Origin of the sequence: Amycolatopsis australiensis (assembly GCF_900119165.1) — a bacterium.
Classification (GTDB): Bacteria; Actinomycetota; Actinomycetes; order Mycobacteriales; family Pseudonocardiaceae; genus Amycolatopsis; species Amycolatopsis australiensis.
The window spans coordinates 1,619,454-1,637,196 of sequence record NZ_FPJG01000006.1 but is presented as its reverse complement, the minus strand read 5'-3'; the positions used below and the strand labels follow the sequence as shown (position 1 = coordinate 1,637,196).

Annotated in this window: 14 protein-coding genes, 1 pseudogene and 1 riboswitch; of the genes and pseudogenes, 8 read left to right on the top strand and 7 right to left on the bottom strand. The window is 71.2% G+C overall.

Going from position 1 to position 17,743, the window contains the following annotated elements:
• Positions 1-26: 26 nt before the first annotated feature.
• Positions 27-3,188 (bottom strand): AfsR/SARP family transcriptional regulator, encoded by a 3,162-nt coding sequence (locus BT341_RS09105; RefSeq protein WP_072475851.1) that lies wholly within the window; start codon positions 3,186-3,188, stop codon positions 27-29.
• A 148-nt stretch (positions 3,189-3,336) separates the two neighbouring features.
• Here BT341_RS09105 and BT341_RS09100 point away from each other — a divergent pair, with 148 nt between their 5' ends.
• Both BT341_RS09100 and pcp read left to right on the top strand, forming a co-directional pair.
• Positions 3,337-4,773, top strand: coding sequence for a M1 family metallopeptidase (locus BT341_RS09100; RefSeq protein ID WP_072475850.1), 1,437 nt, complete (start codon positions 3,337-3,339; stop codon positions 4,771-4,773).
• 71 nt (positions 4,774-4,844) lie between these two features.
• Complete coding sequence (pcp, locus tag BT341_RS09095; RefSeq protein WP_072475849.1) at positions 4,845-5,483, top strand: pyroglutamyl-peptidase I; 639 nt, start codon at positions 4,845-4,847, stop codon at positions 5,481-5,483.
• Here the strand turns inward: pcp and BT341_RS09090 are convergent.
• Positions 5,480-5,977, bottom strand: a complete 498-nt coding sequence (locus BT341_RS09090) for a hypothetical protein (RefSeq protein WP_245804919.1) — start codon at positions 5,975-5,977, stop codon at positions 5,480-5,482. The genes pcp and BT341_RS09090 overlap by 4 nt on opposite strands.
• A 329-nt stretch (positions 5,978-6,306) precedes the next feature.
• Between BT341_RS09090 and BT341_RS09085 the strand changes: the two genes are divergently transcribed.
• Genes BT341_RS09085 through BT341_RS09075 form a run of 3 tightly spaced genes read left to right on the top strand, consistent with a single transcriptional unit; the run spans position 6,307 to position 8,228 of the window.
• Positions 6,307-6,687 carry a hypothetical protein gene (locus tag BT341_RS09085; RefSeq protein ID WP_072475848.1) on the top strand — a complete coding sequence of 127 codons (381 nt, stop codon included), beginning with the start codon at positions 6,307-6,309 and terminating at the stop codon, positions 6,685-6,687.
• Positions 6,688-6,694: 7 nt separating this feature from the next.
• Positions 6,695-7,762 (top strand): hypothetical protein, encoded by a 1,068-nt coding sequence (locus BT341_RS09080; RefSeq protein WP_072475847.1) that lies wholly within the window; start codon positions 6,695-6,697, stop codon positions 7,760-7,762.
• Positions 7,755-8,228 carry a YbaB/EbfC family nucleoid-associated protein gene (locus tag BT341_RS09075; protein ID WP_072475846.1) on the top strand — a complete coding sequence of 158 codons (474 nt, stop codon included), beginning with the start codon at positions 7,755-7,757 and terminating at the stop codon, positions 8,226-8,228. The genes BT341_RS09080 and BT341_RS09075 overlap by 8 nt, the downstream gene beginning before the upstream one ends.
• Before the next feature lie 30 nt (positions 8,229-8,258).
• Here the strand turns inward: BT341_RS09075 and BT341_RS09070 are convergent.
• Positions 8,259-9,383: pseudogene (locus BT341_RS09070) on the bottom strand (Hsp70 family protein); the annotation flags it as partial.
• A gap of 89 nt (positions 9,384-9,472) precedes the next feature.
• Positions 9,473-12,031 (bottom strand): ATP-dependent Clp protease ATP-binding subunit, encoded by a 2,559-nt coding sequence (locus BT341_RS09065; protein WP_072475845.1) that lies wholly within the window; start codon positions 12,029-12,031, stop codon positions 9,473-9,475.
• A 371-nt stretch (positions 12,032-12,402) separates the two neighbouring features.
• Between BT341_RS09065 and BT341_RS09060 the strand changes: the two genes are divergently transcribed.
• Entirely contained in the window at positions 12,403-13,218 is an 816-nt protein-coding gene (locus BT341_RS09060; protein WP_072475844.1) for a (2Fe-2S)-binding protein, read from the top strand.
• A 4-nt stretch (positions 13,219-13,222) separates the two neighbouring features.
• Here BT341_RS09060 and BT341_RS09055 read toward each other — a convergent pair whose 3' ends face one another.
• Positions 13,223-13,792 carry a TIGR03086 family metal-binding protein gene (locus BT341_RS09055; RefSeq protein WP_072475843.1) on the bottom strand — a complete coding sequence of 190 codons (570 nt, stop codon included), beginning with the start codon at positions 13,790-13,792 and terminating at the stop codon, positions 13,223-13,225.
• Between the two features lie 35 nt (positions 13,793-13,827).
• Here BT341_RS09055 and BT341_RS09050 point away from each other — a divergent pair, with 35 nt between their 5' ends.
• Complete coding sequence (locus BT341_RS09050) at positions 13,828-14,691, top strand: helix-turn-helix domain-containing protein (RefSeq protein ID WP_072475842.1); 864 nt, start codon at positions 13,828-13,830, stop codon at positions 14,689-14,691.
• Between the two features lie 106 nt (positions 14,692-14,797).
• Here BT341_RS09050 and BT341_RS09045 read toward each other — a convergent pair whose 3' ends face one another.
• Both BT341_RS09045 and lysS read right to left on the bottom strand, forming a co-directional pair.
• Positions 14,798-15,148: a histone-like nucleoid-structuring protein Lsr2 gene (locus tag BT341_RS09045; RefSeq protein WP_072475841.1), complete on the bottom strand. Its 351-nt coding sequence runs from the start codon at positions 15,146-15,148 to the stop codon at positions 14,798-14,800.
• A gap of 147 nt (positions 15,149-15,295) precedes the next feature.
• Positions 15,296-16,807 carry a lysine--tRNA ligase gene (lysS, locus tag BT341_RS09040; RefSeq protein WP_072475840.1) on the bottom strand — a complete coding sequence of 504 codons (1,512 nt, stop codon included), beginning with the start codon at positions 16,805-16,807 and terminating at the stop codon, positions 15,296-15,298.
• 75 nt (positions 16,808-16,882) lie between these two features.
• Here lysS and BT341_RS09035 point away from each other — a divergent pair, with 75 nt between their 5' ends.
• Positions 16,883-17,635 (top strand): class I SAM-dependent methyltransferase, encoded by a 753-nt coding sequence (locus tag BT341_RS09035; protein WP_072475839.1) that lies wholly within the window; start codon positions 16,883-16,885, stop codon positions 17,633-17,635.
• Positions 17,606-17,672, top strand: a riboswitch (guanidine-III (ykkC-III) riboswitch). It overlaps the preceding gene by 30 nt.
• Positions 17,673-17,743: the final 71 nt, after the last annotated feature.

Genomic DNA, 17,743 nt, shown 5'->3' with positions numbered 1-17,743 from the left:
GAGAAACAGGGTTAGAACACTGTTTCTCACTCACGGCCGATTTCGTCGAGGAGCCAGGCGATCGTGTCCGGTTTGGACATCGCGCGCCATTCGGCGTACCGCGCGTCGTAGCCGGGCAGTGCGGCACGCAGTTCTTCGATCAGCGCCTGCAGCTCCGGACTGCCGAGGTCGAGCCGTCCGCGGATGACGGCCGACGCCGCCAGCACCCGGGCCGCCGTCTCGGGCCGGCCCTGGCGCGCGCGGACCATCGCCAGCAGCTCCACCGCGCCGGCCAGGTCCGGCATGTCGCCACGCCGGTTCGTCGCCCGGATCGCGACCGCCGCGTGCGGCTCGGCCTCGTCGGGACGGTCCTCGGCGAGCAGGATCCGCGCCTCGAACGCGTGGATGAACTCGTCGCCGATCCCGCCGGGGAACCAGTCTTCGCCGTCGAACACGGCGACGCGGTCGAGCAGCGCCCGCGCTTCGGCCAGCCGGCCGGTGCGCAGCAGCAGTTCCAGCCTGCCGAACATGACGATCGCCTTGTGCTGCAGGTTCGTGATGTTCACGCCGTAGCGCTCCGCGGCTTCCTGGTCACGCCAGGCGCCCTCGATGTCGCCGGCCCGTGCCCGCTCGACGGCCAGCCGCCACCAGTGCTGCACCACGTCTTCGTGCGAGCGCAGCTCCATCGACAGGGCCAGGCCCTGCTCGTAGATCTCGATGGCCTTGTCGCTCTGGCCGTCCTGGGACAGGGCGAAGGCCTTGAAGCTCAGCGTCATCGCGATGCCCCAGCGGTCGCCGACCGACTCGAACCCGGCATGGGCCAGGTCACGGGCCCGGTCGGCGCCCGCGACGTCGCCTTCGTCGTCGAGCAGGAAGCTCTCCACCCAGTACCCGCCGGCCCGCGTCCACGGGTCCGCGTGCCGCTCGGCCCGGCGCACCTCGCGCAGCGCCACCTCGCGGTCGCCGCCGAGGAAGGCCAGCATCGGCAGGGCCACCGCCAGTCCCGGATACCGGTCCACGGCTTCGGTGCGCACGCAGTCGTCGACCAGCCGGAGGATTTCGCCCCGGTCCGACCGGGCGGGAATCGCGTCCATGAGGTAGCAGAGCGCCTGGTAGGCGGCCGAGACCGCCGGCGGCAGCCGGTCACCGAACTCGAGCGTCTCGCGGATCAGCGAGCCGATGCGGCCACCCTGGCCGAGAATGGTGAGATACCAGAACATCCCGTCCAGCAGCGCGACGGCGTTGTCCACATCGGACATCTCGATCGCGCCGCGCAGGCCCGCGATCATGTTGGCGTTCTCGGCCTCGTACCGGTCGATCGCCTTCAGCTGGCCGGCCGTGCGCAGCGTCGGCTCGAGCCGCTGCGCGAGCTCCGCGTAGTAGGCCGCCATCGCCCGGCGCGTCCGGTCGCGCTCGCCGGACTCCGCCAGCCGCTCGGTGGCGTACGCGCGCAGCGTCTCCAGCATCCGGTACCGCTCACCGCCGTCCATGGTGTCCACAATGGACTTCTCGACCAGGCTGCCGAGCACGTACGGCACGTCGGCGGCGACCAGCAGCTCGTCGGCGCAGACGGCCTCGATCGCGTCGAGTTCGGCGCCGCCGGCGAACACCGCGAACCGCCGGGCCAGCACGAGCTCGGCCTCGGTCAGCAGGTCCCAGCTCCACTCGACGACCGCGCGCAGCGTCCGCTGCCGCGGCAGCGCGGTGCGGCTGCCCGAGGTGAGCAGCCGGAAGCGGTCGCCGAGCCGCCCGGCGATCTGGGCCACGGTCATCGATCGCAGCCGCGCCGCCGCCAGCTCCAGCGCGAGCGGCATTCCGTCGAGCCGGCGGCAGATCTCGCCGACATGGTCCACAGTGGACTCGTCGAGCTCGAAGTCGGGGCGGACGGCGGCCGCCCGGTCGAGGAACAGCCGGGCCGAGTCCAGCTCGGCGGCTTCCGCCGGCGCGGCCCGCTCCGCCGGCACCGGCAGCGGGCCGAGCGGGCAGAGTGCCTCCCCGGTGATGGCCAGCGGCTCGCGGCTGGTGGCCAGGATCCGCAGCCGGGGCGCCCGGTGCAGCAGCTCGTCGGCCAGCCGGGCGGCGGCGTCGACGACGTGTTCGCAGTTGTCCAGCACCAGCAGCGCTTCCGCGCCGCCGAGCACTTCGACAGCCTGCGCGAGCGGATCCGCCGGACGCCGGTGGACCTCGGCCTCGGCGCTGCGGATGTCCCGGACCTCCAGCGCACCCAGCAACGCGCCGACGACGTCGTCGGGGTCGCGGACGCCGGCCAGCGGCGCGAACCAGACGCGGCCCTGCTGGTGCGCGGGGTGCCGGGACGCCGCCTCGGTGGCCAGCCGCGTCTTGCCCGCCCCGCCCGGGCCGGTCAGCGTCACGAGCCGGGCGCCGCCGAGCAGCTCGGCCAGCAGCTTGAGCTCGTCGTCGCGGCCGACGAACGTGGTCAGCCGGGTCGGCAGCCGGTCGGTCACCGGCGACGGCGGCGCGAACTCCCCGCGCAGCGCGGCGAGGTGGATCTCCTGCAGCTCGGCCGACGGGTCGACGCCGAGCTGGTCGGCGAGCGTGCGCCGGATGCCCGAGTAGACCGCGAGCGCCTCCGACTGCCGCCCGGCCGCGCAGAGCGCGCGGATCCGCAGCCCGGCGAGCCGCTCGCGCAGCGGGTCGGCGTCGGCCGCGGCGGCCAGGTCGGCGAGGACGCCCGCGTGCTCGCCCAGCCGGATCAGGACTTCGAACCGGTCCTCGGCCGCCTCCGCCCGCAGCTCGGTGAGCCGGCGGGCGGGGGCCGGCGCGAACGGCGCGTCGAGCACGTCGGCGAGCGCGTCTCCCTGCCACAGCTCCAGCGCCTCGGTGAGCAGCTCGGCCGCGCGGGCGTCCCGGCCCGCGGCCAGCTCGCGGCGGCCGTCGGCGGCGAGCCGTTCGAACCGCTCGGCGTCGACGTCGTCCGGCGTCACGGCGAGCCGGTAGCCGCCGGGGCCCGATTCGACCGGCCCGGGCAGCGCCTTGCGCAGCCGGGAGACCAGCGACTGCAGGGCGTTCGCCGCGTCGGCCGGCGGTCCGGCGCCCCAGAGCCCGTCGATGAGCGCGTCGGCCGGGACGGCGCGGCCGGCGTCCAGCGCGAGCCGGGCCAGGAGCATGCGGAGGCGGGCGCCGCCGATGTCGATCGGCGTGCCTTCGTCGTCGGTCACCCGCAGCGGGCCCAGCAGCGCGACGCGCATGCGTCCAGCTTTCCAGACGGCGGAGCGGCGCCGGGCCGGGCCGACGGAAGTGCTGATTATCCGGACAAACCAGACAGACACCTTCGAGGTACGCGGTCCTGGCGATACGTTGCGGAACGAGGTCCACCTGACACGGACAGGAGTGTTCATGAGGGGACAGAAACCGGTCGTGGTCGCGGCCGCCGTGGTGGCCGCCCTGTGCCTCGGCACCGGTGTGGCCGCGGCGGGTGACGGCTGGGGCGCGCCGAAGCCCGGGAGCGACGGCGCCGGCGACAGCTACTACCCACAGGACGGCAACGGCGGCTACGACGTCGCCGACTACAACCTCAAGGTCGGCTACGACCCGGCGTCGCACCAGCTCACCGGGGTCCAGGACATCTCGGCGCGGGCGACGCAGTCGCTCAGCTCGTTCGACCTCGACCTGCGCGGCCTGACAGTCGACTCCGTGCAGGTCGGTGGCCGACCCGCGAAGTTCGACCGGACCGGGGACCACGAGCTGGTCATCACGCCGTCGCGGCCGCTGTGGCGCGGCGAGCGGTTCCACGTGCAGATCGCCTACCACGGCGTGCCCGCGCCGATCAGCGATCCGGCGCTCGGCGACAACGGCTGGCAGTACGCGAAGGCGGGCGGCGCGTTCGTCGCCGGCGAACCGAAGTCGGCCACCACCTGGTACCCGGTCAACGACACCCCGCTCGACAAGGCGACGTTCCACCTCGCGATCACCGTCCCCGCCGAATGGGGCGTGATCGCCAACGGCCGCGAGCGCGGCACCCACCCGGCGCCGGGCGGCGGCGTCACGCACGTGTGGGCCGAGGAAACGCCGATCGTGCCGTACATGACGACGGTCGCGATCGACAAGTGGACCTTCGACCGGCAGACGCGCCGGGACGGCACCCCGATCGTCAGCGCGTTCGCCCCGGGCACGCCGGACTCGACGAAGCAGGCCGAGGGCCGGCTACCGGAGATCCTGGACTTCCTCGAATCGAAGTTCGGCCCGTACCCGATCGACGCGGCGGGCGGGATCTTCCTCAACGAGCAGATCGGCTTCTCGCTGGAGACCATGAGCCGGCCGATCTACTCCGCGGGCTGGGCGGGCACGGTGCCGACGATCGTCCACGAGAACGCCCACCAGTGGTACGGCGACTCGGTGGCGGTCGAGCACTGGCGCGACGTCTGCCTCAACGAGTGCTTCGCGTCGTACGCGACCTGGCTGTGGAAAGAAGCCAAGGAAGGCGCCGACCTGAACAAGCAGTACGCGGACAACGTCAAGAAGGCGACGACGGCGTTCTGGAACGGCAAGCTGTACGACATGGGCGCCGGCCACGAGTTCACGTACGTGTACTCGAAGGGCCCGATGATGCTGCACGCGCTGCGCAACTACATCGGGCAGGACGCGTTCGACTTCGTGCTGAAGACCTGGCCGTCGCTGCACCGGAACGGGAACGCGAGCATGCAGGAGTTCCAGCGGTACACCGAGCTCGTCGCGCACCGGAGCCTGCAGGGCTTCTTCGACGCGTGGGTGTACGGCACCGGCAAGCCCGCCGACCAGTACCTCTACCCGGGTGGGCTGAAGCCCGCCGCCTGAGTCCGTCCGTGACTGCCACATCGCGGGACCTAAGGTCTCTCGATGTGGCATTCACGGCTTTCGGAGGTGGCATGGCCAGGGTCCTGATGACGGGGTTCGCGCCGTTCGGCGGCGAGTCGGTGAACCCGTCGTGGCAGGCGGTTTCGCGGGTGGCCGCGCGCCGGGCCGACGTCGCCGCGGTCGAGCTGCCGTGCGAGTTCTCGACGTCGCTGCCGGCGTTGCGAGCGGCGATCGAGGAGCACCGGCCGTCGCTGGTGGTGTGCGTGGGCCAAGCGGGCGGACGGGCCGAGGTGACGCCGGAGCGCGTCGCCGTCAACCTGATCGACGCCCGCATCCCGGACAACGCGGGCGAGCAGCCGGTGGACGTCCCGGTGGTTCCCGGCGGACCGGCCGCGTACTTCACGACGCTGCCGGTGAAGGCGTGCGTGGCGGCGATCCGCGAGGCGGGCGTGCCGGCGTCGGTGTCCCACACAGCGGGGACGTACGTGTGCAATCAGGTGTTCTACGGGCTGATGCACCTGCTGCCGGAGTTCCCGGGCGTCCGCGGCGGGTTCGTGCACGTGCCGTTCAGCCCGGAGCAGGTGGCGGCGTCCGGCAAGGCCGCGCCGTCGCTGAGCGTGGACCGGATCGCCGACGCGCTGGAAGCACTGGCGGACACGGCCGTGAAGACGACCGAGGACCTGGTCGTGAGCGCGGGCGCGGAGCACTAGCCGCCGCGGCCGGTGAGCTCCACGAACGCCGGTGGGCCCGGGACGTTGTGGTGCACCGTCAGATCGGCCACCCGGTCGCCGGTCCAGGCCGGGGTGAAGGTGACCACCAGCGTGCACCGCCGTCCGGGAGCCACGTCGTGCCCCACGCACGCGCTCGCGTCCACCGCGAACTCCGTGCTGTCCAGCTCGGTTCCGCTGACTCGCAGCACGCCGGCGCCGACGCTGCGGACCGCCACCGTGCAGGTCGTCGTTGTGTGCACCGGCGCCGGCGGGCAGGCCACCGACTCCGGGACGAGCACCCGCGGCGCCGTCTCGCTCGCGTCGGGCACCACCGGGAACGTCGCCGGACGGCCACGGACCAGGTCGAGCACCGTCACCCCGGTCACCGTCAGCACCAGTGCGCCCGCGGCCAGCAGCACGATCGCGATCGCCTTGATGCCACGGGCACTGCCGTCCTTGGCCGTGCACCCGCCGGCCGCCAGCACCGTCGTCACCAGCGTCGAAACGAGCGTCGCGGTCGGGCCGGCGCCGATCGCGGCCGGGACGAGCGTGCCGAGCAGCGGACGCGGCGACGGTGACGCCGAAACCCGTCCAGGAAAAGCGTTTCGCCTCGCGCAACTGCCTCCGCACGGTCGGCGCCCTAGGCTTCGTGACTGTGCTCATGCAGGTAAGAGCACCGGTTGCGCCGGACAGGTACCAGGATCGCCCGTTCGGCGGTACGCCACCGCCCTCGTGATCTGACGCACACCGCGGGCAAACGACCTTGCCGGTCGGCCGAACGGTGTTTACATGTCCGGACGCGCAGCCGAAGAAGAGGTGAGTGATGATCGGATTCGAGACCGACCTGCAGGACCTGCGGGACTCGGCCGGAGCCCTGCAGGGAGCCGCCGACGCCGCGGAAACGGCGTCCAGTGGCCTGCGCGGAACCGACGTCGCCGTCACGCCGGACGGCGGCGGGCTCTTCGGCGGGATCGGCGGGATGCTGCCGACCTACAACGCTTTCGGCCGCACGCTCGGCATGCCCGCTGTCGCGAAGGCCTACAACGACCACCTGCAGAAGATCCAGAAGCTCGTGGCCCAGCTGCACGCGACCACCGCGGACACCAGCCACGCCCTGCGGCGGGTCGCGGAGCTGTACGAACAGGCCGACCAGGACTCCAAGCAGCACGTCAACCGCGCGGCCGCGGGCCTGGAAGCGAACTGAGGGAACCATGGACGGCTACTTCGACACCGGCCTCGACGCCGAACCGATGTCCAGCGGCGGCGACGACCGCCGCGCGGAGCTGCTCGAAGGCGTCTCCGAGGACCTGAAGGACGGCGCGAACGACGCCCTCGACGCGCTCGAGTACCTGCGGGTGACGGACATGTGGGCGCTCGGCCTCGGCGGCGGCGGGAACCTCGACTACCGGAAGATGCAGGACGACGTCGCCGCCGTCTACCGCGAGTTCTCCGACGCCGACATCGACCACGATTCGCCCGGCGGCCTGCAGCACCTGATCATGAAGCACGACGCCGTCTGGAAGGAGCTGCAGCGCGACTCGAAGCCGAAGCTGGACGACGCCCGGCAGTTCCTCGACGTGTGGCGCGGCGCGGCCGCGAACGCGGTCAAGGCCTACCTCAACGAGCTGGCCGACGCCTTCACCGAGGTCGAAACCAAGATCACCGTGCTGGAGAGCGACGTCGTCGCGGCGCGCGAAGCCATCGCCTCGGCCCGGCAGGACCTGAGCAACCTCGGCAGCACCTTCCTCGACACCGCGAAGAAGTACCAGGAAGACCAGTCCCGCCAGCGCGAAGCGGCGATGTCGAAGGTGCTGGCGGCGACGTTCGCCGGTGCGGTGGCCGGCCTGCTCACCGTGGCCAGCGCCGGCGTCGCCGCCCCGGCGGGCGCCGCGATCTTCACCGCGGCCAACGGCGCGCTGGTCGCCGGCAACGCGGCGGGCGGCGCGATCAGCGCGGTGGTGGCGAACAAGGCGGAGATCGCCGGCGACAACTCCTTCGACCTGTTCCAGAGTTTCATGGACAGCGCGGGCAAGATCCGCGACTGCGCCGCCGAAGCGGCCCAGACGCTGGCGAACCGCATCGCCGACGAGGCCGTCGACCTGCCGAAGATCCCGGACCCGCCGGACGTCAGCCCCGGCTCGAGCTTCGACCCGTCGAACTTCGAGACCGACCACACCTCGCGGCAGACCGAGCAGAACGTCCGCGACGCGAACGTCGACATCGCCCCGGACGGCGAGGTGTCGAGCGGCGCCACCCACGCCGGGAGGATGGGTGGCTGACCGCCCGGCGAAGCCGGACCGCGAAGCGCTGCTGGCCGAGCTGTCCGCCCTGTCGGCGACGGCGACGTCCGCCGACGGCGCCGTCTCGCTGTCGGTCAACACCGACGGCGTGCTGACCCGGCTGCGGCTCTCCGACGCCGTCTCGCGCATGTCGCCGTCCGAGATCGCGGACGCCGTGCTGCGGACGTACGTCGAGGCGCAGCGGGATTCGGCGAAGCGGACCGGGCAGCTGCTGGCGCCGCTGGGTACCGGCGGCTACCTGATGGAACGGCTGCGCTGGCGGGTGCAGTTCGAGCCTGCGTCCCCACCTGCCGCGGCTCCGGCTCCTGCCGCGCCACCCGCGGAGCGGGACGACGCGGTGCTGAAGGACCGGTCGTCGGACGCCCCGGCCTCCGCGCCGCCGTCCGGGCCGGTGGGCGACGACGACTGGTACGACAAGGGAATGCGGCTCGAACAGGCCTGGTGAGCCCGGCTACCGGCCGGGCCACCGGCCTGGCGGGCCACAGCGGGCCGCGGGCCAGGGCGGGCGGACCGGCGCGAACGCGGGCACGGTGCGGTCGTCGGCGACGACCGGCGGGACGTGGTGCAGGCCGAACGCGACGGCCGTCTCCGGCTGGTCCTGGATGGTGGGGACGACGCCGAGCTGGCGGGCGAGGAGCGTGGCCAGCAGCGGCATCCGGCTCGGCCCGCCGACGAGGTGGACGCCGGCGAGCCGCGCGGGGGTCAGCCCGGCACGCCGGATCGTCGCGCCGAGCAGTTCGGCGCTGCGCAGCAGGCTGGGCCGCACGAGTGCTTCGAGCTCGTCCCGGCTGACGAGGACGTCGCCGAACGGCTCGGGCATCGGCACGTGGGTCTGCGCGTGGCGGGAGAGGCTTTCCTTGGCGTCGCGGACGTCCTGCAGCAGCGCGCGCCGGGTGCGGCGGTCGGCGGTGGACTGGGGGCGCAGCAGCCGTTGCCACTGCGCCGGATCGGTGTGCGACACGGCCCGGCCGACGTGCACGAGCAGTGCCTCGTCGATGTCGAGGCTGCCGAGGTCGGGCAGGCCGTCTTCGGCGAGCACGGTGAAGCCGCGGGACGTGCCGCCGACGACGGCGCAGTCGAAGGTGCCGGCGCCGAGGTCGTAGACCCCGATCGGGCCGGTGTGCCGGCCGCCGAGGCTCGCGTAGTGCGCGGCGGCGGCCACCGGTTCGGGGATCAGCCGGACGTCCCGGAACCCGGCCTTCGCGGCCGCGGTGCGAAGGACGTCCTGGCGGCTCGCGCCCCAGCCGGCGGGGTGGGAGATCCGCGTCTGCGCGGGCGGGCGCCCCAGCTGCCGTTCGGCTTCCTCGCCCATCCGGCGCAGGATGGCGGCGAAGGCGTCGGCAATGGCGACTTCGGTCGTCCCGAGCCGCAGGGCGCCTTCGTCGATGCGCCGCTTGGGGTGGGGTTCGAACCGGCTGGGATCGAGCCGGGCACGCCGTTCGGCATCCCGCCCGACGACGAGCCGCCCGTCTTCCTCCGCGAAGACAGCGGAGGACAGGGTGACCGACCCGTCGACCTCGACGGCCCGCGGCGCCCGGCCGGCCGCCGACAGCACCCCGACGGTGCTGGAAGTCCCGAAGTCGATCGACAGCACATCCACGGCGGTTCCCTCCCCGGGGCATCGTCTCATGCCCCGGAACGCGGGAAGGGCGGCTCCCCTGCCGGGGAACCGCCCTTCTCGAACCGGGATCAGTCGTTCTCGGCTTCGCCGCCCTGCTCCTCGTGGCCGGCGCCGATGCTGACCGGCGGGGCGTCCGGGACCGACGACGGCTTGCGCTCACCGCGGAAGGTGAACCGGGCCTGGTCGTCCTTGTCCTCGGGGTTGCCGCTCCAGCCTTCGACGTCGACCAGGATGATCTGGCCGGGCTCGACCTCGCCGAAGAGGATCTTCTCCGACAGCTGGTCCTCGATCTCGCGCTGGATCGTGCGACGCAGCGGCCGGGCGCCGAGCACGGGGTCGAACCCGCGCTTGGCCAGCAGAGCCTTGGCCTTCGGCGTGAGCTCCAGCTCCATGTCCTTGGCCTTGAGCTGCGTCTCCACGCGCCCGATCATCAGGTCGACCATCTGGATGATCTGTTCCTGCGTCAGCTGGTGGAACACGATGATGTCATCGATCCGGTTCAGGAACTCCGGGCGGAAATGCTTCTTCATTTCCTCGTTGACCTTCTGCTTCATCTTCTCGTACCGGGTGCCGGTGTCGTTGGACCCGGCGAACCCGAGCGAGACGGACTTCGAGATGTCCGAGGTGCCCAGGTTGGACGTGAAGATGAGGACCGTGTTCTTGAAGTCGACCGTGCGGCCCTGACCGTCGGTCAGGCGGCCGTCCTCCAGCACCTGCAGGAGCGTGTTGTAGATCTCCTGGTGCGCCTTCTCGATCTCGTCGAACAGGACCACCGAGAACGGCTTGCGGCGGACCTTCTCGGTCAGCTGGCCGCCCTCTTCGTAGCCGACGTAGCCCGGAGGGGCACCGAAGAGCCGCGAAGCGGTGTAGCGGTCGTGGAACTCACCCATGTCGATCTGGATGAGCGCGTCGTCCTCGCCGAACAGGAACGAGGCCAGCGCCTTGGACAGCTCGGTCTTACCGACACCGGACGGGCCGGCGAAGATGAACGAGCCCGACGGGCGCTTCGGGTCCTTCAGACCGGCACGCGTACGGCGGATCGCCTGCGAGACGGCCTTGACCGCGTCCTCCTGGCCGATGATGCGCTTGTGGAGCTCGTCCTCCATGCGCAGCAGCCGGGTGGTCTCCTCCTCGGTCAGCTTGAACACCGGGATGCCGGTCCAGTTGGCCAGCACCTCCGCGATCTGCTCGTCGTCGACCTCGGCGACGACGTCGAGGTCGCCGTCCTTCCACTGCTTCTCCCGCTCGCCCTTCTGGCCGAGGAGGGTCTTCTCCTCGTCACGCAGGCGGGCGGCACGCTCGAAGTCCTGCGCGTCGATCGCGGACTCCTTGTCGCGGCGGACGTTCGCGATCTTCTCGTCGAACTCGCGCAGGTCCGGCGGCGCGGTCATCCGGCGGATGCGCATCCGGGCGCCGGCCTCGTCGATCAGGTCGATCGCCTTGTCCGGGAGGAACCGGTCGTTGATGTACCGGTCCGCCAGGGTCGCGGCGGCGACCAGCGCCGAGTCGGTGATCGAGACGCGGTGGTGCGCCTCGTACCGGTCGCGCAGGCCCTTGAGGATCTCGATCGTGTGCTCCAGCGACGGCTCGCCGACCTGGATCGGCTGGAACCGGCGCTCGAGGGCGGCGTCCTTCTCGATGTACTTGCGGTACTCCTCGAGGGTGGTCGCGCCGATCGTCTGCAGCTCACCGCGGGCGAGCATCGGCTTCAGGATCGAAGCCGCGTCGATCGCGCCCTCGGCGGCACCCGCCCCGACCAGCGTGTGCAGCTCGTCGATGAACAGGATGATGTCGCCGCGGGTCTTGATCTCCTTGAGCACCTTCTTCAGGCGCTCTTCGAAGTCACCGCGGTAGCGGGAACCGGCGACCAGGGAGCCCAGGTCCAGCGTGTAGAGCTGCTTGTCCTTGAGCGTCTCGGGCACCTCGCCCTTGACGATGCTCTGCGCGAGGCCCTCGACGACGGCGGTCTTGCCGACGCCGGGCTCGCCGATGAGCACCGGGTTGTTCTTGGTCCGGCGGGACAGCACCTGCATGACCCGCTCGATCTCCTTGCCGCGCCCGATGACCGGGTCGAGCTTGCCCTCGCGGGCCAGCACGGTCATGTTGCGGCCGAACTGGTCCAGCACCAGCGACGAGGACGGAGTGCCCTCACCGCGGCCGCCGGAGCCGGTCTCGGTGGACTCCTTGCCCTGGTAGCCCGAGAGCAGCTGCAGCACCTGCTGGCGGACCCGGTTCAGGTCCGCACCCAGCTTGACCAGCACCTGCGCGGCGACGCCCTCGCCCTCGCGGATCAGGCCCAGCAGGATGTGCTCGGTGCCGATGTAGTTGTGGCCGAGCTGCAGCGCCTCGCGCAGGGACAGCTCCAGCACCTTCTTGGCCCGCGGCGTGAAGGGGATGTGCCCGCTCGGGGCCTGCTGCCCCTGGCCGATGATCTCCTCGACCTGCTGGCGGACGCCTTCAAGCGCGATGCCCAGCGACTCGAGCGCCTTGGCGGCGACACCCTCACCCTCGTGGATCAGACCCAGGAGGATGTGCTCGGTGCCGATGTAGTTGTGGTTGAGCATCCTGGCCTCTTCTTGAGCCAGGACGACCACCCGCCTCGCGCGGTCGGTGAACCTCTCAAACATGTGCACTCCCTCGACTGCTGCGCCGGCGGCCCGTTTCCATCGTGCTTTCACCCGCGATGGATTCAGCACCGTGAGACCACTCTAGTAGCCAAGCCGTCGCGCTGGCGTACCACTACGGCTCTTCGTGGTCTTTTCCGCACCCGGACGTGGTGCCGGCCGGGTGCTCCCGTCATCAGGTTGCCCTGCGTCTTTACGTCAGGGACAACGTGCGGGCGGCCGTCCGGATTCCGCCGTCCGCGCGCTGTCCGCTCACCGCGAACAGTCCGCAAGCTGGGAGTACCCGCGGTGACCACCACCCGATTGGCGCAGTCCGCCCCGACCTGTAAGGTTAGGCACGCCTAATTCGTTCCCGGCTGCCGAGGAGGCCGCGGTTGAACCAGCAGCGGTCCTTCCGTGACGCGCGCGAGGTCGGCGACGGCCTCGCGTCGTCACTCCGGCGGGTGGCGGGCCGCCAGGACCGCGGTGAGCTGCGCCGCGACGTCCCGGCGGGCTGGATCCGCTGCTCGGAGCTGCTGGAGACGCCCGCGTACTTCGGTGAGTGGCGGGCGCTGCTCGGCGACTGGCTCCGGCGTTCGCACGGCGCGGCACCGGCCCGCACGACGGCCAGCTGGGTGATGACGTGGTACCTGCACGTCCCGGCGTACGTCGGCGCGCTGTTGTGGCACCACGAGCGGCGGGTGCCGTCGCTGAAGCCGGCGGAGCTGGCGTTCCGCCTCGCGGACGACCGCCCGCACCCGGACGGCATGGCGCTGCTGGGTGACGCGTTCCACTGCCTCCCGACCGACCCGGGCTCGGCCCGCCCGGAGGCGACGGTGGTCCGCGACGAGCGGGCACTGGCGGCGGTCCTGCGAGCCCGCTACCTGGCACACGCGACCCGGTTCGTCCAGGCGTACGCGGCGGGCAGCGGACTGGGCCGCCGCACCCTCTGGGCGGCGGCGACGGACGCACTGGAGAACTCGCTGTGGTGGGCGGGCCGCCAGTGCGGCACCCCCGAGGCGGAGGGCGCGGGCGTCGCGGACGCGGCGTTGGTCCTCGACCAGCGTTATCCGCCACTGACGTCGGCGTCGACGTTGCGGCTGGCGGAGGGGCACCGCGAGTGGACGCGCCGGCGCGAGAGCTGCTGCTTTTCGTACCTGCTTCCGGGGGAACCGGAGTGCGAAGGGTGCCCGCGCACCTGCGCCCGCTGAGCGGTCAGGGCGTCCAGCGCGGGTCCCGCCCCGAAGCGCCCAGCGCCCGCTCCAGCGGCGAAGCGTCCGAAGGCACCGCCACCTCCGGGCCGTAAACACCCATCGACCGCGCCTGCTCACCCATCGCCACCGCGGACTCGTACACCGCCGTGGCCACGTCCGGGGCGCACACCAGCGTTCCGCCACCCGATCGGGCCAAGTCCCAGCCGTGCAGGACGAACTCGCCCAGCACCATGTCGCCCACCACCGAGGCCGGCATCTCCGCCGTGCCCAGCTTCGTGGTGCCCGTCCACGCCGACGGGCTCGTGAAGACCTCCACCAGCGTTTCCGTCTGCTTCTCCAGGTCCGCCCGCCAGTCGTCCGTCACCAGCGCCGCCTCGGCCTCGCCGGTCGCCGGGGCCGGCGGGGCCTCGCGCCGTCCCGCGGCGATCAGCCACGGCCCCCAGTACAGGAGGTGGTTGAGCAGCCCGCGGACGTCGTACCCGGTGCACGGCGTCGGCGCGGTCAGGTCGGTCACGGCGTGGGCGATCCGGAGGAACTCCGCCCCGGCGGGGCGCGTCAGCTCGGCGTTCATGCCGGTGATCCAAAACCGGCGGGCACCCGGCCGTCTTGAAGGAACGCGACAGCTACCGTGAGCGCGTGGGCGAGCACCGGATCCCGCGCGGCATCGTGGCCGAGGCGACCGCGCGCACGATGTTCACGCTGACCCGGCACCCGCCGGCCCCCGAGCTGGCGGAGTTCGTCGACTACCACTGGGTGCTGCGCTGGGACCTGCGCGGCAGGCCCGCCCACGAACAACGCGTCCTGCCGAACCTCGCCGTGCACGTGACCTTCTTCCCCGGCGCCTCCGGCGTCTACGGCCCGGCCCGCGACGTCTTTTCCCACCGCCTCGAGGGCCGGGTCCAGGGCTTGGGCGTGCGTTTCCGGCCCGGCTGCTTCCGCGCGTTCCTCGGCGCCCCGGTGAGTGACATCGCCGGCCGCGCTGTCCCGCTCACGGCTGTTTTCGGACCGGCGGCGACCGCGGCCGCGGAATCGGTGCGGACCGCGGCGGTAGACGCGCAAATGGTCGGTGCGATCGACAACTTGCTGATCGCAAAACAGGCCGAGCTGACGCCGGCCGCGCGGCAGGCGGCCGAGGCGGTGGAATCAATCGCGCGGGATCCGGGAATTACCCGGGTGGCGCAACTGTGCGCCGATACTGGACTGACCACCCGGTCCGTACAGCGGTTGTTCGCCGAACACGTCGGCTGCCCGCCCAAGTGGGCGATCCGGATATACCGCCTCAACGACGCGGCACAGCGGATCGCCGCGGAAGCCGACCCGGATTACGCCGGACTGGCGGTTCGGCTGGGCTATAGCGACCAGTCCCACTTCATCCGTGATTTCCGCGCGGTGACCGGTCAGTCGCCCGCCGAGTACGCACGCTCGGCGCGTGCGCATACCGAACGGGTACCGGACAACGATCGGACATGACAAAAGCCGCCGGGCGAATTGCCCGGCGGCTTCGGCTGGAACCCCGCGTCGAGGATTCCCGGCCGCCCCGGTGACCTGCGGAGACCGGGGCGGTCAGGAAAGATCCTCAGTTCTTCTTGTGGTAGGCCTCGACGACCTCGGACGGGATCCGGCCCCGGTCCGAAACGGCGTACCCGTTCTTGCGCGCCCAGGCCCGAATGGCCTGGTTCTGCTCGCGGTCGACGGCGGCGGGCCGGGCGGAACCCTTACCCGCGACCGGGCGCGCGGAAGCGCGCTTGCGGCCACCCGCGCGGCGGGCGTGCTCGACATACTGGGCGAGGGCGTCCCGCAGCTCCTCGGCGTTTTCCGAAGAGAGGTCGATCTGGTAGCTGACGCCGTCCAAACCGAACTCGACGGTCTCTTCCGCCTCACTGCCGTCCAGGTCGTCGACCAGCGAGACGAGCACCTTCTGTGCCATCCGATTCCTCCTGCGGGGACTTGCTCAATGATCTGGTTACGGGGCGAGCCCCGGGACAGAAGACTTTGTCTAGAACATTAGTACCCGCTTCAGGAGGGCAGCGCAAATCTCATATGGATAACTGACGGCTATCCTCACACGGCCGGGTTATTCAGGCCGCACGAGCGGGAAGAGGATCGTCTCCCGGATACCGAGACCGGTCAGCGCCATGAGCAGCCGGTCGATCCCCATTCCGACACCGCCGCTCGGGGGCATTCCGTACTCCAGCGCACGGAGGAAATCCTCGTCCAGCCGCATGGCTTCGCTATCGCCCTGCGCGGCCAGCCGGGACTGTTCGGTGAGCCGTTCCCGTTCGACGACCGGATCGACCAGCTCGGAGTATCCGGTGGCCAGTTCGAATCCGCGCACGTAGAGGTCCCACTTCTCAGCCACGCCGGGCCGCGAGCGGTGCTGCCGCGTCAATGGCGAGGTCTCGAGCGGAAAATCACGGACGAACGTCGGTGCGTGCAGGTGATCTCCGACGAGGTGTTCCCACAGTTCCTCGACCAGCTTGCCGTGCCCGAGCTTCGGATCCAGTTCCAGGCCCCTGGCCTGCGCGAATCCGTGCAGTTTGGCGGCGGGCGTCTCCGGCGTCACCTCTTCGCCGAGCGAATCGGACAACGACTCGTACATTCCGAGCGTGGTCCATTCGCCGGACAGGTCGTACTCCGAACCGTCGGGCAGCGTGACGACCAGGGTGTCCAGCACGGACTGCGCGGCCTCCTGGATCAGCTCCCGCGTCATCACCGCATTGGTGTCGTACGTGGCGTAGGCCTCGTAGTACTCGAGCATCGCGAACTCCGGCGAGTGCGAGGAGTCGCTGCCCTCGTTGCGGAAGTTGCGGTTGATCTCGAAGACCTTTTCGATGCCGCCGACGACGCAGCGCTTGAGGTAGAGCTCCGGCGCGATCCGCAGGAACAGCTCCATGTCGAACGCGTTCGAGTGCGTGACGAACGGCCGGGCCGCGGCGCCGCCGTGCAGCGTCTGCAGCATCGGCGTCTCGACCTCGGTGAACCCGCGGCGGTGGAACGACTCCCGCAGCGACCGGACGACGCCGGCGCGCGTGCGCACGACGTCCCGCGCCCGCGGGCGCATGATGAGGTCGACGTACCGCTGCCGGATCCGCGTCTCCTCGGCCAGGTCCTTGAACGCGTTCGGCAGCGGGCGCAGCGCCTTCGACGTGATGCGCCAGGAGTCGGCCATCACGGACAGCTCGCCGCGCTTGGACGTGATGACCTCGCCGTGCACGAAGACGTGGTCGCCCAGGTCGACGTCGGACTTCCAGGCCGCCAGCGCGTCCTCGCCGACCTTCGCCAGGCTGATCATGGCCTGCAGCTCGGTGCCGTCACCCTCCCGGAGGCTGGCGAAGCACAGCTTGCCCGTGTTGCGCAGGAACATCACCCGGCCGGTGACGCCGACGACGTCGCCGGTGGCGGTGTCGGCGGGCAGCCCCTCGTGCGCGGCCCGGACCTCGGCGAGCGTGTGCGTCCGAGGTACCTCGACCGGGTAAGGATCGACACCCTCGGCGAGGATCCGGTCGCGCTTCTCCCGGCGCACCCGCATCTGCTCGGGCAGTTCGTCTTCGGCGGGCTCGCTGGTGGAAGCGGGGTTTTCGGTCATGGCCCATAGGGTACGAACCCGCTCGCGCGCTACGCCAACCGGATTACCTTTCCTTTCCTCGATTAACCTGGGGTCGTGAGCGATCCCACGCGCGCGCAGCGGGCTTCGTCCTTCGGCAGCCGGGCAGCCGCGTACGCGCGGCATCGGCCCGATTACCCGCGGCAGGCGATCGAATGGGGCCTTTCGGGCGCGGCCGCCACCCCGCGCCGGGTGCTCGATCTGGGTGCCGGAACGGGCAAGCTCACCCTCGGCCTCGCCGGACTGGGGCTCGACGTCACCGCGGTCGAACCCGACCCGGAAATGCGCGCCGAACTGGCGCGGGCGGTGCCGTCGGCGACCGCACTGGCGGGTCAGGCGGAACGGATCCCGTTGCCCGATGCCGACGTCGACGCGGTTTTCGTCGGTCAGGCGTTCCATTGGTTCGACGTGCCGGCCGCGATGACGGAGATCGCGCGGGTGTTGCGCCCGGGTGGCGTGCTGGTGCCGATGTGGAACTACGAAGACGAATCGGTGCCGTGGGTCGCGGAGTTCACCCGCCTGGGCCGCGACGGCGCCCGCCGCCCGGCGAGCACGGACGATTTGCGGCAGTCGGCGCACGCGGAGTTCGAGCCGTTCGAAAGCGACCGGTTTCACCACACGCACCGCCGGACGGCGGAGAGCCTGCTGGAAACGATCGCGACGTATTCGATGGTGATCGTGTCGTCACCGGCGGAATCGGCGGCGTTGCTGACGCGGCTGCGCGAGTTCCTGGCGTCGAATCCGGAGACGGCGGAGGGCGAGTTCGACCTGCCGCTGATCACGCTGGCGCTCCGCGCCCGCCGCCGCTGAGAGCGCGTCGTACCCGGTCAGGACAAGACGACGCACTGCCTGAACACGCGCTTGGCGCTGAAACTGCCGGCTTGACCTCGATCGAACTGGAGGTCCGATACTGCGGTG